Raw genomic sequence first — 14,227 nt, forward strand, 5'->3', positions numbered from 1 at the left:
TAATTCGCCACCGCGCCCACCACCGTTCACGCAAGGAACTCAAGAATGACCAGAAAAACTGCACTCGCCTTCGCACTTGCCATCGCTTCTGCTGCCCCGCTCGCGCTGGCACTCGTTCCCGCCACCGCCCAGGCGCAAAGCGCGGCGCAAGCTCAACCAGCTGGCGTGCTGTCGCTGAATGCCCAGGCCAGCACTGAAGTTCCACAGGATGTCGTTCACATCACCCTGTTCTACGAACAGGAAGCCAAAGACCCCTCCACGCTGACCACCTCGCTCAACCAGCGCGCTGACGCCGCATTGCAAAAAACCAAGGGCGTCGCAGGCGTCACTGCACGCACCGGCGCGTTCTCGATTGGCCCGTCAACCGACCGCGATGGCCGTATCTCCGCCTGGCGCGGCCGCACCGAAGTCGTGCTCGAATCGCACGACTTCGCCGCAGCATCAAAGCTCGCGGGCCAGATGGGTTCAGTGATGCAAGTCAGCGACGTCCAGTTCTCGCTCTCGCCTGAAGCCCAGCGCGCCGCCGAGCAAAAGCTGACCGGCCAGGCCATCGCCTCGTTCCGCCAGCAAGCGGGCGCAGCCGCTGAAGCCTTCGGTTACAGCGGCTTCTCCATCCGCGAAGTGAATCTCGGACATAACGGCATCTCGCCACGTCCGATGATGATGATGAGCGCCCGCATGATGAGCGACAGCGCCAAATCCGCACCGGTACCGATTGAAGGTGGCACGACAACCGTCACCGTCAACGTGTCCGGTTCCGTCCAGATGAAGTAAGCCCGGATTGCGGAACCGGCTCGCACACAGCCCATTCCGCCCTTCCGGTCAAGGCGCAAAAAAACGCCACGGTCATATTCAAATGACCGTGGCGTTTTGCCTTGATGCAGCGCGCTGCAGTGCAACGCAATACGCCGCCACTCCGGACAGCACATTGCGCACCCATCAAGCCGCTCAGCCTGGCGTCACAGCGCCAGGGGTTTGCCTGCCGCGCCGGTAAGCCCAAAGCAGCATCAAGATGCCCGCCAGGATCATCGGCAACGACAGCCACTGTCCCATCGAAAACCCCAGCGCAAGCAAGCCAAGAAAATCGTCTGGCTCCCGGGCGAATTCGACCGTGAAACGCGCCAGGCCATAGCCAATCAGAAACACCGCCGAAATCGCCCCTACCGGGCGCGGCTTGCGCGAGAAAAACCACAGCACGAGAAACAGCACCACCCCCTCAAGCGCGATCTCATACAGTTGCGACGGATGGCGCGGCAGCAAATGATATTGCTCAAATACCGCGCCGAGATTCCATTGCGTAGCCAACTGCGGATGGCTGGCAAGCCAGCCCGCGTCTTCCTGAGCGGCGCTCGGAAAGAGCATGGCCCAAGGCGCAGCGGGATCGGTCACACGGCCCCATAACTCGCCGTTGATAAAGTTGCCTAGCCGCCCCGCAGCCAGCCCGGCCGGCACCATCGGCGCGACAAAATCGGTCACCTGCAGCCAGGTGCGCTGACGCTGACGGGCAAACAGCACCATCGCCAGCGTCACCCCCAGAAAGCCACCATGAAACGACATGCCGCCTTCCCAGACCTTGAGAATATCGAGCGGATGAGCGAAGTAATAACTCGCTTTGTAAAACAGGACATAGCCCAGCCGGCCACCCAGCACCGTCCCGAGCACGCCGTAAAACAGCATGTCGTCGATATCCTTGCGGGTCCAGCCTTGCGCCGCCACAAACGGCAAGCGCAGCCGCAAGCGCGCGACGACAATCGCCGAAATAAAGGCCACCAGATACATCAAGCCATACCAGCGCACGGCCAGCGGCCCTAGATGAATGGCAATGGGATCGAAATTGGGATGAATGAGCATCGTGGAATGGGAAAGGTTAGGGGTTCGATAGCGCAGATGCGCGGGCTCAGATCCTGCGCCGGCTCAAGCCATACGGCCCGCGTGAGCTTGCACGATCTTGATGAAACCGGCCAGCACCGGGCTCACGTGTGCGGTGCGCCAGACTAGCCCGGTTTCGATCGCGGGAACGGATTCGCTCAGCGGCCGGTACACCACCCCGGTGCGGCGCAGGTTGCGCAGCGATTGCGGCACCAGCGCGACGCCCATGCCCGCTGAGACAAGACTGACGATGGTTTGCATCTGAATCGCTTCCTGGCCAATGCGGGGCGTCAGGCCTGCGACGCCGTAGCAATCCATGATGATGTCATAAAAGCCTGGGGCCAAACGTCTGGGGAAGATCACCAACGGCATGTCGGCGACGTCGCGCAAGCTGACCGGGGTTTCGTGCCACTCAGCCCCGGCAGGTCCTGCAAGCCCCAGGCGCGTGGCATGTTCCAGCGACAACGCGATCACCAGCGGCTCCCGCGCGAGCGCCAGCCACGACAGTTGCGCGGCATGACGCGGCGGCAGCGGGGCAATCACCAGGCCCGCATCAATCCGGCCCGCGATCAGCTCATCAATTTGCACATCGCTGGTGGCTTCCGCCAGTTGCAGGCGCACGCCAGGATAGCGCGCCCCGAAGTCACTCAGCAGTAACGGCAGCAGCCCGTAATCGGCGGTCGAAACAAACGCCAGCGACAACCGCCCCGCTTCGCCATGCGCCAGACTTTGAGCCAGCGGCCGCAACGCCTCGGCGCTAGCCAGCAGCCGCTGCACTTCCGGCAGCAAATCAGCCCCCACCGCCGTCAGTTCAACCGAGCGCTTGGTGCGGGCAAAGAGCGTCACGCCCAAGGTCTCCTCCAGCGCGCGGATCGCCTGCGACAACGGCGGCTGCGTCATCGACAAACGCGCCGCCGCCCGGCCGAAATGCTTTTCTTCCGCCACCGCAACAAAATAACGAAGCTGGCGTAAATCAGGGGTGGTAGTCAAAGTTGGCATCATTGATATATTTTGCGACCTAATAAGCCATAAATAATATATTGGACACGCAAATAGAGACACTGCATGCTTGCGCGGCGCGTCTGAACTCGCTTCAAGCCGCCCCCAATACGTTTTCACCAAAAATAATCTGGATGGAGTTCCCCCATGCCGTATAACCGCCGTTCCAAAAACATCACGCAAGGCGTGGCCCGTTCGCCGAACCGTTCGATGTACTACGCCCTCGGCTACGAAAAAGACGATTTCGATAAACCAATGATCGGCATCGCCAACGGCCACTCCACCATCACGCCGTGCAACGCGGGCCTGCAACGGCTAGCCGATGCCGCCGTGGCAGCGGTCAAGGGCGCGGACGCCAACCCGCAGATTTTCGGCACCCCGACCATCTCCGATGGCATGTCGATGGGTACCGAAGGCATGAAGTATTCGCTGGTGTCGCGCGAAGTCATCGCCGACAGCATTGAAACCTGCGTGCAGGGCCAGTGGATGGATGGCGTCGTCGTGATCGGCGGCTGCGACAAGAACATGCCCGGCGGCATGATCGGCCTGGCGCGCATGAATGTGCCTGGCATCTATGTTTATGGCGGCACGATCCGCCCCGGCAACTGGAAAGGCGTCGATCTGACCATCGTGTCCTCGTTCGAGGCGGTGGGCGAATTCACCGCAGGCCGGATGTCACAGGAAGATTTTGAAGGGGTCGAAAAAAATGCCTGTCCTTCAACAGGCTCATGTGGCGGCATGTATACCGCCAACACCATGAGCTCCTCGTTCGAGGCGCTCGGCATGTCGCTGCTGTACTCATCGACGATGGCCAACCCGGACGACGAAAAAGTCGCCTCGGCCGCTGAATCGGCCCGGGTGCTGGTCGAAGCAGTGAAGCGCGACCTGAAGCCGCGCGACATCATCACCCGGCAGTCGATTGAAAACGCGGTCGCGGTCATCATGGCCACCGGCGGCTCCACCAATGCCGTGCTGCACTACCTGGCCATCGCGCATGCGGCCGAAGTCGAATGGTCGATTGACGACTTCGAGCGTATCCGCAGGCGCGTGCCGGTGATTTGCAATCTCAAGCCGTCAGGCCAGTTTGTCGCCACCGATCTGCACCGGGCAGGCGGCGTGCCGCAGGTCATGAAGATTTTGCTCGACGCAGGCCTGCTGCATGGCGAATGCATCACCATCACTGGCAAAACCCTGGCCGAAGAACTCAAAGATGTGCCATCGGTGCCGCGTGCCGATCAGCAAGTGATCTTCCCGATTGCTCAAGCGCTTTACAAGGAAGGCCACCTGGCCATCCTGAAGGGCAATCTGGCACCTGATGGCGCGGTCGCCAAGATCACTGGCCTGAAAAACCCGGTCATCACCGGGCCAGCCCGGGTTTTCGACGACGAACAAAGCGCCCTCGAAGCGATCCTCGCCGACAAAATCCAGGCAGGCGATGTGATCGTGCTGCGCTATCTCGGGCCGAAGGGCGGCCCGGGCATGCCAGAAATGCTCGCCCCCACCTCGGCCATCATCGGCAAAGGTCTGGGCGAAACTGTCGGGCTGATTACCGATGGCCGCTTCTCGGGCGGAACATGGGGCATGGTGGTCGGTCACGTCGCACCGGAAGCGTTTATCGGCGGCACGATTGCGCTGATCCACGAAGGCGACTCGATCACGATTGATGCGCACCAGTTGCTGCTGCAACTGAACGTCGATCCGGCCGAGCTGGAACGCCGCCGCGCAGCCTGGAAAGCGCCCGCACCACGTTACACGCGTGGCGTGCTCGCCAAGTACGCCGCGCTGGCGCTGCCAGCCCACAAAGGGGCGGTCACCGGCTAGCGCGTCGCTCACGGGCTGAAGGCCCCGGCAGCACGGGCCAGAACGGCCCAAAATAAAAGGGGAACCCGCTGAATTATCCAGAGCGGGTTCCCTTTGCTTTTATAATGCGCCGATGTTAAGCCGGGCCTGTGCCACGGCGGGGAAGCACAATGAAATCAATGTTGTTTGCTGCGCTCACGCTGGCGAGTGTTTTACTGCCAGACGCTGTAATAAGGGCTGCTGTGGCACAAGGCCTGCCGCTCGCCCAGCAGCAAAACTGCATGAGTTGTCATACGGTCGAACGGGTCTCGATGGGCCCATCACTGCGTGAAATAGCGCAAAAATATGCCGCGCGTGACGACGCGCCAGGCTATCTGGCACACAAGATCATCGAGGGCAGCTCAGGGGTCTGGGGCCCCGTGCCCATGCCCGCAAACACACAGCTCACGCCAGAACAGGCCGCCACGCTGGCTAGCTGGATCATGACGCTAAAGCGCTGAAACACAGAAACAAATGCCCACGCCGCCAGACGCTCAACCCCGGCCGCCAGGCGTTTCAGCCGCACGCAAACCCAGCTCTTCCCGCACCGCCTCACGCACCCAGTTCCCCATCTGCGCTTCAAGCGACAGCGCCACTTCACGCGTGACCTGATTAACGAGCCACGTCATCTGGCCTTGCAGCGCATCACGGCAACGCGTTTCGACCAGGCTGCGCCCCTCCCCGGTCAGATAACTCACGCAACGGCCTTTCAGACGCTCAGCCAGCAAATCAGCATTCAGCGCGAGATAGAGATCGTCGGAAGGAGAAATCAATGCTTCAGGCACTTCAAACGCCTCGGCAGCCAAACCAGCGGCGGCATTCTGCTCTAGCCCGGCGGGCTCAGTGGCTCGGGGGCTCGCAACGCTAGCACTGGCACTGGCTCCGGCAACATGGCGCTCGGGAGCGCCTGCAACCAGCACGTCGGTCAGAACCGGAATAGAAGAATCAAAAGAAGAAGCAGTCGAATCAGACACAAATAAACTCCGTCGATGAATCGGACGAGCCGATAAGCGAACTCAGCGCACCAGCCTACGCGTGCGCTGAGGCCTGATTACCCTGTTTGTAATTGTTCAGCACATAGCCCCGGTCACGATAAAAACGATAACGGTCGCGGCCAGCGGCAAGCTCGTCGGGGGCATTGCCCACCACTTCCAGCAAGCGCTCAAAGCGCGCGAACTGGAGCGGCACGCTAGCACCGAGGTTCAGCAAGATGGGGTATTGCGGCGCGCCATCAAGCTGTTCAGCCAGCACCACCGGCGTGTGCGCCGCCAGCGGGCTGTCTGCCATGCAATGCGGCACGAAATCGAGTGGCGCGAAGGTCCACAACTGCTCATCGAAAGCCCGCAGCCGCGGGCCTTCGGCCAGCACGACCAGAGGCTGGCCCGCCTGATACGCCTTGCGCACCAGACGGCAGGCATACAGCAGCGCATCGCCCACATTGGAATGAAAGTCGATTCGCGTCACACCTGGCTCCGCTGCGTCATTGTCCGGCGCGGTCGATCAGAAACTGCGCCAGCAACGGCACCGGACGGCCCGTCGCACCCTTGGCCGCACCGCTCTTCCATGCGGTGCCCGCGATGTCGAGGTGAGCCCATGGATAGGCTTCAGTGAAACGCGACAGGAAGCACGCCGCCGTCACGCTACCAGCCGGACGGCCGCCGATATTCGCCAGATCGGCGAAATTCGACTTGAGCTGTTCCTGATATTCGTCATCAAGCGGCAAACGCCATGCCGGATCGCACGCTTCTTTTGACGCATCGAGCAATTCGCCCGCGAGCGCATCGTCTTTCGAAAACAGCCCGCTGTTGTGATGGCCCAGCGCGATGATGCACGCGCCCGTCAGCGTGGCGATGTCAATCACGGCGGCAGGCTTGAAGCGCGTGGCGTAAGTCAGCGCATCACACAGGATCAAACGGCCTTCAGCATCGGTATTGAGCACTTCGATCGTCAGGCCAGCCATGCTGGTCACGATATCGCCCGGCTTGGTGGCATTGCCCGCAGGCATGTTCTCGCAAGTCGGGATGATGCCGACAACATTCAGCTTCAGCCCCATTTCGGCCACCGCGCGCAACGTGCCCAGCACCGAACCGGCACCGCACATGTCGTACTTCATCTCGTCCATGCCTTCGCCAGGCTTGAGTGAAATGCCACCGCTATCGAACGTAATGCCCTTGCCAACCAGCACCACCGGCGCGGCTTTGGCCGCTGCGCCCTGATACTGCAGCACGATGAATTGCGGCGGCTCAACCGAGCCCCGGGTCACGGACAAAAACGACCCCATCTTCAATGCTTCGAGGCGCTTTTGCCCCAGCACTTCGACTTTCAGCCCCCAGTCTTTTGCGAGCTTTTTAGCCGTGTTCGCCAGGTAAGTGGGCGTGCAGACGTTGCCTGGCAAATTGCCGAGATCACGCGTGAGGTCCATCCCATTGCCCAGCGCCGCGCCATGTTTGGCACCGATGCGGGCACGCTTTTCGTCAGCCAGATCGACGCTGAACACGACGCGCTTGAGCGCGCGTGCGCCGTGATCGGCGAGGCTTTTCATCTGGGTGAATTTGTACGACAGGTCACGCAGCGCAATGATGGCTGCGCGCACACACCAGTCGGCGGAGCGCTCCTGCACCGGCAGTTGCGCCAGCGTGAAGGCCACCTGGGCGATTTTGGTTGTCAGCAACGCGCGCCATGCAGCCCGCACGGCGTCGCCGTAGGCTTTCTGGGTGAAGGCGGCCTGCTTGCCGAGACCCACCAGCAGCACGCGTGCAGCGCCGATGCCAGCCACCTCGTGCAAGAGCAGCGTGCTGCCGTTTTTACCGTCCATATCGCCTGCTTTGATGATGCGGCTAAGCAGGCCCTGAGTAGCCTTGTCGATCTCGCGTGCAGCGCCGGAGAGCGGCTGCGACTCGAACACACCAATCACGATGCAATCGGATTTTGCGGTGCTAAAACCGTTTGCCGGGCCTTTGTTCCAGTCACAGGCTTTTATGCTAAAGTCCATCGCGCTTGTCCTCGGATAAGATCTGGGCTTGGAATGAAAGCCGCGATTATCCGCTATTTTTCTCCCCGGCGGCGGCCCGGACGGCACGTGGGCCCAAGCCCCAGCGCAATCGTTCAGACACTTTCCAGATGCCTCCAGGCATCTTCAGACGAGCCCCTCTCTCCACCCAGAATGATTTTCGAACGCTCCCTCCAGCGCGAACTCGCGTACACGGCTGGTGCCGTGTTCATGGTGCTTCTCACCCTCGTGCTCACCACCATGATGATCCGCATCGTCGGCTTCGCCGCTTCTGGTGAAATCGATCCGCGCGATGTGCTGGTGCTCATTGGTCTCACCGTCATCGGCTATCTGGCGATCATGCTGGTCGCCACCCTGTTCGTCTCCATCCTCTTTGTGCTAACCCGCTGGTACAAAGATTCCGAAATGGTTGTCTGGCTGGCCTCGGGTGTCAGCCTGACGCGTCTGATCAAGCCCATCGGCGTGTTTGCCACGCCGCTCATCATCCTCATCATATTTTTCGTGTTCGTCGGCTGGCCCTGGTCGAACCAGCAAAGCAAGCTGATCCGCGCGCGCTTTCAGCAACGCGATGAAGTCTCGCTGCTCGCGCCGGGGCAGTTTCGTGAATCAGCGTCCAGCCATCGGGTGTTCTTCATCGAGAAAATGTCGCCCGACCAGGGACATGTCGAAAACGTCTTCGTCACCAGCACCGAACACGGCAAGGTCAACCTGGTCGTGTCCAAAAACGGCCATACCGAAACCCGTAAAAACGGCGACCGCTTTGTCGTGCTCGAAAATGGCCGCCGCTACGATGGCGAGCCGGGCCACCCCGACTTCCGCATCATGGAGTTCGAGCGCTACGGCGTGAAAATCCAGAGCCAGCCGGTCGTCAATGCCCCCAGCACCACGGGCACCTCAACCCTCGATCTGCTACGCAATCCAACCCGCGACAATCTCGCCGAGTTCGCATGGCGCGCCGGCCTGCCGCTCATCGCCATCAACCTGATGCTGCTGGCCATCCCGCTCGCGCACCAGAACCCGCGCCGCAGCCGCACGATCAACCTGGTGATGGCGGTGCTGATCTATCTGACCTATTCGAACTTGCTGAATGTCGTGCAATCGTGGATTGAGCAAGGCCGGCTGTCGTTCGGTGTCGGGCTGGTGGGGCTGCATCTGATCGTCAGCGCCGTGGTGGTGTTTATTTTCTGGCTGCGGGTGCGCAACCGGCCGCTCTTTTCGCGTGCGCTGTTTCAGCGTGCGTCGCGGGAGGCTTGAGCGATGCGTCTGTACGAAAAATATTTCGCGCGCCAGATCTATCTGACCTTTCTGTTCATCCTGTTTGCGTTTTCCGGCCTGTTCTTCTTCTTTGACCTCATCAACGAGATGAACTCCGTCGGCCACGGCAATTACCGTTTTGGTTACGCGGTATTGCGCGTCGCGCTGCAAACCCCTTCGCGTTTTTACGAAATCATTCCGGTCGCCGCGCTCATCAGCGCAATTTATGTATTTGCCCAGATGGCGGCCAATTCCGAATACACAATTTTTCGCGTGTCGGGTCTCGCCACCAACCAGGCGCTGCGCTCGCTGCTCAAAATCGGTATTCCGCTGGTGTTTCTCACTTATCTGATCGGCGAAGTCATCGGGCCCTACACCGACCAGCTTTCCGAGCGGGTGCGGCTGGAGGCGATGGGCTCGACCGTGTCGGGCAATTTCGAATCCGGAGTCTGGGTCAAGGACACACTCAGCACGCGCGCCGATGGCGTGCAAGTCACACGCTTCGTCAATGTCGGCGAACTCCGGCCCGATGCGACCATCAGCAAGGTGCGTATTTATGAATTCGATGCGCAATTCCGCCTGTCGAATGTGCGCATCGCCGACAGCGGCAAGTACCAGCCGCCTGGCCACTGGCAGCTAACCGGCGTAACCGATACGCAACTGCTTGACGTCGCGCCGCTGCAAGGCAAACCCACCGACGCACTAAGCCCGGTGTATCAAGCGCGGCAAGTGGTGCTGCCCGAATACTCGCTGCGCTCCGAGCTGACACCGCAAATTCTGTCGGTACTGCTGGTTTCGCCGGAACGCATGTCGATGTTCAACTTGTTTCGCTACATCCAGCATTTGACCGAAAACCACCAGGACACCCAGCGCTACGAAATCGCGCTCTGGCGCAAGCTGCTATATCCGTTCGCGGTTTTCGTGATGCTGGTGCTGTCGCTGCCGTTTGCCTATCTGCATACGCGCGCGGGCGTCGTAGGCATGAAAGTGTTCGGCGGCATCATGCTGGGCATGAGTTTTCAGTTAATCAACACGCTGTTCTCGCATATCGGCACGCTCAACACCTGGCCCGCGCCGATCACGGCGGCAACCCCTGGGCTGATCTATCTCGCGCTCGGGCTAATCGGTCTGAGATGGGTAGACCGGCATTGACGCCCGCAGCAAACTCCATCACGCCACACGGCATCGTCCTGTTTGGTCATGGTGCCCGCGAGCCACGCTGGGCTGAACCTTTTGCCCGGCTCGCGGATAAACTGCGCGCCGCGCGCGGTGATGCCGGGCCGGTTTCGCTGGCGTTTCTCGAACTGATGCAGCCGGACTTGCCTGGCGCTATCGCGGCGCAAGTCGCTGACGGTTGCCGTGAAATTACGGTGATTCCGGTGTTTTTCGGCCAAGGCGGGCATGTGCGGCGCGATCTGCCCGCCGTGCTCGAACAATGCCGCTTAGCGCACCCGGCAGTGGTCATTCATTGCGCGCTGGCCGTCGGCGAAGACGACGCGGTGCTTGACGCGCTCGCAGGCTATTGCCTGCGTCAGCTCTAACGCCAGACCTGAACGCGCATTGGTGCTGGTATCGGCACCAGGGTTTATATCCGCTGCCTGGTCATTGGCCGGGACACAGCGCCCAGTTCACGGTTAGCCTCATCCGGTGCGGCCAGGCGCGGCGCAATCACAATGCCGACTGCGCCCGCTGCCTCGCCACAGGGCTGACTGCATGAACGGGATCGAAGCCGAAGAACTCAAGCACATGATGCGCAACCAGATCACGATCATTGTCGGCACAAATCATGTGGTAGCTATTCTCGACCACCACACTGCGTGCATCGTCCATCGAACGCTGCAGAAACTCCGCTGAGCGCAAGCTCGTCAGTTCGTCCTCGCGTGCATGCACGATCAGCGTGGGACAGCGTGTAGCAGGTGCCGCCGTGCGCACCCAGTCGCGCATCCGGTCCACTTGCTGCACGCAGGACAGCGGCACCCACGGATAGTGGAAATTATCGCCACGCTCGAGCTTCTTTTTTACGATCGCGCGGATGAGCGTGTTTTTCAGGCCGAACGGCTCCTCCTCTTCCACTCTGATCCGCTCTGCCATGCCTGGCACGTGATACAGCACATGACGCAGCATGCGATACCACGGTGTCGACCAGCCGTCGATAAACACCGGTGCCGCGAGCAGCGCGAGCTTGCCGCGTGTGTGCTCTACGCGGTGACATAGCAGCAACGCAACGAGCGCCCCCATGCACATGCCTCCGACATGCAAGGTGTCGTATTGTTTTTCCAGTTCGCGGTATTGCTCGGTGACGGCATCAAGCCATGCTTCTGCACGCACTCCGATCAAATCTTCTGGCTGCGTGCCGTGGCCGGACAAGGTCACCATATGCGGCTCCCCCCCGCGCGCCGCACGGCCTTGTGTAGCGAGCCAAGATCGTATTGCGTGCCGCCAAGCCCATGAATCAGCAGAACCCCAGTCCGCCCAGTCATGCTTACGCCCCGGTGTCCGCGCAGGCTCGTTCAACTTGCCAGACACCCGCAACGACAGCCACGTCAACGTTCGAATCCAGTAACGGCGCGCTGCGATCCAGCACCCTGCGACTGCCGCCGTCAGGCTGCACGATGCGCAACGGCAACACTTTGCAAACCTCGTCCACCGCTGCGGCGCTCCAGCAGTCTCGCAGCACCGCCCGATCGTCCGGATGCAGGCGCTCAAGCACCTGCGGCACACTGGCAAGCATCGCGGCATCGGTGCCCTGGCCGAACACTTGCTGGACATCGCCACTCCATTCGATCCGGCCTGTCGCCGGATCGAGAACATAGGCCAGTTGCCCGGCGCTCGCTAACGCGAGCTCCATGTTGTTCTGCAATATCGCCACCCGGTGATGCATCCGTTCGCGCGTGGTTTTGAGCGTGCTCACGGTCAGCACCAGCAGGGATGCCACCGCGAGATAGAGCTGGGCCTCCAGCAGAGAACGGCCACGATGTTCGTCGAGCATGGCGAACACGCCATCGCCCTGAGCCGTCTGCAAAATGACGATGACCGCCAGCATGAGTACCGACAACGAGCCCGTGCGCCCACCAAGAAGCACCGTCACGACTACTGTCAGGAACAGCGGAATGTAGGTCAGCGCGAAACCAACGCCGATGCCGAACTGCTCAGCGTTATCACCCGCAAAGATCAGCATGGCGAGCACAGCGAGCAACGCGAACGACGCGATGCCGAGCACGATGTCAAAGCGTTCGTGATCGCCCGAGCGATGTGCGCGAAAACGCGACCACGACGCCAGCACAGGTGTCACGAGCATCACACCGACAAAGTCCGACGCGGCCCACACCCACCAGACATCCCAGAACGGCTCGTCTTTCACCAGCGCATACCAGAGCCCGCCGCCGAGCGCACCCAACATACCCGCAAGCGCGCCGGACAGGATCACCGAGCGAAGAAAATACAGGCCTTCGAGCGAAAAGCGCACACGTTGCACCAGCCAGACCGCGAGGGCCGCCGCGCCGATTTCGTCGATGGCGAACAGGAATGCGGTGAAGAGGTTGCCGTGCTCGGCACCGCTCAAAGCTAGCTGCGCAACGAGGAACACAACGCTGACCAGCGGCCACTGACGCACGGGCCGCAACATGAAGGCCGCCACCACCACGCCCGCAGGCAGCCAGATATAGCCGCTGCCGCGCACAGGCCCATTGAGTTGGTGCGAAATACATCCGCTAAAGAAGTACAACAGCGCCCAGAAAAGCAGCGTGATGAGTCTCGACTTCGCTAGTGAAGTGACTGTCGGCAGCATTCTAGATTCCCGTCATGCGCGCATGGCAATAGACCGCGCGAAAGCGCCGCAAAGAGCGGCGAGGTGAGTTAAGCGGAACCACTAGCGGCTCATGAGCCCTTTAGCGGGTTCTGCCTGACGCCAGCAAAAGTCGATATCTGCGCTCGGGCTCGGGTGCCTCGCTTCGCTTCGTTTCGCCTCGCTGCCGGAGAGCAGTTGGGTCACGAAGTCGGCAACGACGTCATGTCACGCCCAGGAAAACCCGCTAACGCTCGAAGCCACGCACGATGTCATAGCGGCAAGTACCGGGCTTGAACAGCCAGGCCAAGCCAGCCCCGCCCTATCCATGCAAGTTGCCGGCAGACAAAGACCATGACTTTGCCCGTTACCAGCGGTACCTGAAGCTACGCGGGATCAAGACTCGTATCGCCTGTCGCGGTGGAGAAAGCAGCAAGCAACCCGGACAGCATCGCTGGGCCATCCAACTGAATCGTCGAACGCAAGGCATATCTGATTGGCTGATGCCGGTTGAACGGCGCATGCGTTTCCAGCGCCGTCCCGATATTAATACGGACTAGTGCCCTCTTGCTGCCGCCATCACCAGCTCACGCTTCGTTGATAGCTTGTGCCGGCAGCGCTTAAGCCGCTTGCTGTAACGCCGCTGTGCCAGCCTGCACGGTCATGCCAGCCGCAGCCTGCGCCCGTTCGGCAAACGCCTCTCCGATCATCAGCAGGCTTGGCTGGGACGGGTCCAGCCAGGTTTGCGCCTCGCCTGCCGCGAGCGCGGCCAGCGTCAAGGTCAAGGTCCGCTCGCGTGGCGTGCTGCACGCTTCGACCAGCGCCACCGGCGTGGTGCCGGGCCGCCCCGCGTCAAGCAATTGCTGCGCGATTTCGGGCGCGCTGTCACGGCCCATATAAAACACCAGCGAATCCGCCTTCACCTGCTCACGGATCGCCTCGGTATCCGCCGCCCGGCTATGCGTTGCCAGCGCGACGCTGCGTGCTACCCCGCGCAAGGTCAGCGAGCGCTGCAGCGAAGCCGCCCCCGCCAGCGCTGCCGTGATGCCCGGCACGACTTCATAGTCAATGCCAGCGGCTTCGAGCGCACGCATTTCTTCGTCCGCACGGCCAAACAACATCGGGTCTCCCCCCTTCAACCGCACCACAACCGCGTGCCGCCGCGCGGCATCGACGATCTGCCGGTTAATAAACTGCTGCGCCGTAGAGCGCTGGCCGCAACGCTTGCCCACCGCGACCTTGCGTGCCTGTGGCGCGTGCTCAAGCATCTCGGGCTCGACCAGCGCATCGTGCAGCACGATCCCGGCCGTTGCCAGCAAACGCGCGCCGCGCACCGTAATCAAATCAGCCGCGCCCGGGCCCGCGCCCACCAGGTACACCTTGCCCATCGGCGTGGCGGCCATGGGTTCGGGGGGAGCGGGGTGCTCAGAGAGAGTGTCGGGCATACGCGGGCTCAGGCTTCAGGGTGACGA

At 61.4% G+C, this 14,227-nt stretch carries 14 protein-coding genes; 6 read left to right on the forward strand and 8 right to left on the reverse strand.

Annotation, left to right across the window (positions count from 1 at the left end; translation table 11 throughout):
* Window positions 1-45: 45 nt before the first annotated feature.
* Complete coding sequence (locus tag GH656_RS10835; protein ID WP_153075884.1) at window positions 46-774, forward strand: SIMPL domain-containing protein; 729 nt, start codon at window positions 46-48, stop codon at window positions 772-774.
* Window positions 775-948: 174 nt separating this feature from the next.
* Here GH656_RS10835 and lgt read toward each other — a convergent pair whose 3' ends face one another.
* A complete protein-coding gene (gene lgt / locus GH656_RS10840) occupies window positions 949-1,851 on the reverse strand; it encodes a prolipoprotein diacylglyceryl transferase (RefSeq protein ID WP_153075885.1) in 903 nt (300 codons plus the stop codon).
* Window positions 1,852-1,914: 63 nt separating this feature from the next.
* Window positions 1,915-2,868 (reverse strand): LysR family transcriptional regulator, encoded by a 954-nt coding sequence (locus tag GH656_RS10845; protein ID WP_425495879.1) that lies wholly within the window; start codon window positions 2,866-2,868, stop codon window positions 1,915-1,917.
* Between the two features lie 147 nt (window positions 2,869-3,015).
* Between GH656_RS10845 and ilvD the strand changes: the two genes are divergently transcribed.
* Complete coding sequence (ilvD, locus tag GH656_RS10850; protein ID WP_153075887.1) at window positions 3,016-4,689, forward strand: dihydroxy-acid dehydratase; 1,674 nt, start codon at window positions 3,016-3,018, stop codon at window positions 4,687-4,689.
* Window positions 4,690-4,838: 149 nt separating this feature from the next.
* Window positions 4,839-5,168 carry a c-type cytochrome gene (locus GH656_RS10855; protein WP_153075888.1) on the forward strand — a complete coding sequence of 110 codons (330 nt, stop codon included), beginning with the start codon at window positions 4,839-4,841 and terminating at the stop codon, window positions 5,166-5,168.
* 33 nt (window positions 5,169-5,201) lie between these two features.
* On the opposite strand, the gene GH656_RS10860 is transcribed toward GH656_RS10855, so the two are convergent.
* Genes GH656_RS10860 through GH656_RS10870 form a run of 3 tightly spaced genes read right to left on the reverse strand, consistent with a single transcriptional unit; the run spans window position 5,202 to window position 7,699 of the window.
* Window positions 5,202-5,681, reverse strand: coding sequence for a DUF2486 family protein (locus tag GH656_RS10860; RefSeq protein ID WP_153075889.1), 480 nt, complete (start codon window positions 5,679-5,681; stop codon window positions 5,202-5,204).
* A 55-nt stretch (window positions 5,682-5,736) separates the two neighbouring features.
* Window positions 5,737-6,171, reverse strand: a complete 435-nt coding sequence (locus GH656_RS10865) for a DNA polymerase III subunit chi (protein WP_153075890.1) — start codon at window positions 6,169-6,171, stop codon at window positions 5,737-5,739.
* Between the two features lie 16 nt (window positions 6,172-6,187).
* The gene (locus GH656_RS10870; protein ID WP_153075891.1) at window positions 6,188-7,699 is read right to left on the reverse strand and encodes a leucyl aminopeptidase; all 1,512 of its coding nucleotides are present in this window, start codon (window positions 7,697-7,699) and stop codon (window positions 6,188-6,190) included.
* Window positions 7,700-7,870: 171 nt separating this feature from the next.
* On the opposite strand from GH656_RS10870, the gene lptF reads away from it, so the two are divergent.
* The 3 genes from lptF to GH656_RS10885 are packed head-to-tail and all read left to right on the forward strand — an operon-like array spanning window position 7,871 to window position 10,512.
* Complete coding sequence (lptF, locus tag GH656_RS10875) at window positions 7,871-8,971, forward strand: LPS export ABC transporter permease LptF (RefSeq protein WP_153075892.1); 1,101 nt, start codon at window positions 7,871-7,873, stop codon at window positions 8,969-8,971.
* Window positions 8,972-8,974: 3 nt separating this feature from the next.
* Entirely contained in the window at window positions 8,975-10,123 is a 1,149-nt protein-coding gene (gene lptG, locus GH656_RS10880) for an LPS export ABC transporter permease LptG (RefSeq protein ID WP_153075893.1), read from the forward strand.
* 17 nt (window positions 10,124-10,140) lie between these two features.
* Entirely contained in the window at window positions 10,141-10,512 is a 372-nt protein-coding gene (locus GH656_RS10885; protein ID WP_153076647.1) for a sirohydrochlorin chelatase, read from the forward strand.
* A 127-nt stretch (window positions 10,513-10,639) separates the two neighbouring features.
* Here GH656_RS10885 and GH656_RS10890 read toward each other — a convergent pair whose 3' ends face one another.
* The 3 genes from GH656_RS10890 to cobA all read right to left on the reverse strand — a co-directional run bounded on the left by GH656_RS10890 (window position 10,640) and on the right by cobA (window position 14,143).
* Window positions 10,640-11,497 (reverse strand): alpha/beta hydrolase, encoded by an 858-nt coding sequence (locus tag GH656_RS10890; protein WP_246184303.1) that lies wholly within the window; start codon window positions 11,495-11,497, stop codon window positions 10,640-10,642.
* A complete protein-coding gene (locus tag GH656_RS10895; RefSeq protein WP_153075894.1) occupies window positions 11,454-12,758 on the reverse strand; it encodes an MASE1 domain-containing protein in 1,305 nt (434 codons plus the stop codon). Before GH656_RS10895 ends, GH656_RS10890 begins: the two co-directional genes overlap by 44 nt.
* Before the next feature lie 617 nt (window positions 12,759-13,375).
* Window positions 13,376-14,143: a uroporphyrinogen-III C-methyltransferase gene (gene cobA / locus GH656_RS10900; RefSeq protein ID WP_153076648.1), complete on the reverse strand. Its 768-nt coding sequence runs from the start codon at window positions 14,141-14,143 to the stop codon at window positions 13,376-13,378.
* Window positions 14,144-14,227 lie beyond the last annotated feature (84 nt).

It is taken from the genome of Paraburkholderia bonniea (assembly GCF_009455625.1).
Lineage (GTDB): Bacteria > Pseudomonadota > Gammaproteobacteria > Burkholderiales > Burkholderiaceae > Paraburkholderia > Paraburkholderia bonniea.

Bases quoted from the DNA above. Each gene is read 5' to 3' on its own strand.
- lgt (WP_153075885.1), bottom strand. From the start codon at position 1,851: ATGCTCATTCATCCCAATTTCGATCCCATTGCCATTCATCTAGGGCCG.
- lptF (WP_153075892.1), top strand. From the start codon at position 7,871: ATGATTTTCGAACGCTCCCTCCAGCGCGAACTCGCGTACACGGCTGGT.
- GH656_RS10855 (WP_153075888.1), top strand. From the start codon at position 4,839: ATGAAATCAATGTTGTTTGCTGCGCTCACGCTGGCGAGTGTTTTACTG.
- GH656_RS10870 (WP_153075891.1), bottom strand. From the start codon at position 7,699: ATGGACTTTAGCATAAAAGCCTGTGACTGGAACAAAGGCCCGGCAAAC.
- ilvD (WP_153075887.1), top strand. From the start codon at position 3,016: ATGCCGTATAACCGCCGTTCCAAAAACATCACGCAAGGCGTGGCCCGT.
- lptG (WP_153075893.1), top strand. From the start codon at position 8,975: ATGCGTCTGTACGAAAAATATTTCGCGCGCCAGATCTATCTGACCTTT.
- GH656_RS10845 (WP_425495879.1), bottom strand. From the start codon at position 2,868: ATGCCAACTTTGACTACCACCCCTGATTTACGCCAGCTTCGTTATTTT.
- cobA (WP_153076648.1), bottom strand. From the start codon at position 14,143: ATGGGCAAGGTGTACCTGGTGGGCGCGGGCCCGGGCGCGGCTGATTTG.
- GH656_RS10835 (WP_153075884.1), top strand. From the start codon at position 46: ATGACCAGAAAAACTGCACTCGCCTTCGCACTTGCCATCGCTTCTGCT.
- GH656_RS10895 (WP_153075894.1), bottom strand. From the start codon at position 12,758: ATGCTGCCGACAGTCACTTCACTAGCGAAGTCGAGACTCATCACGCTG.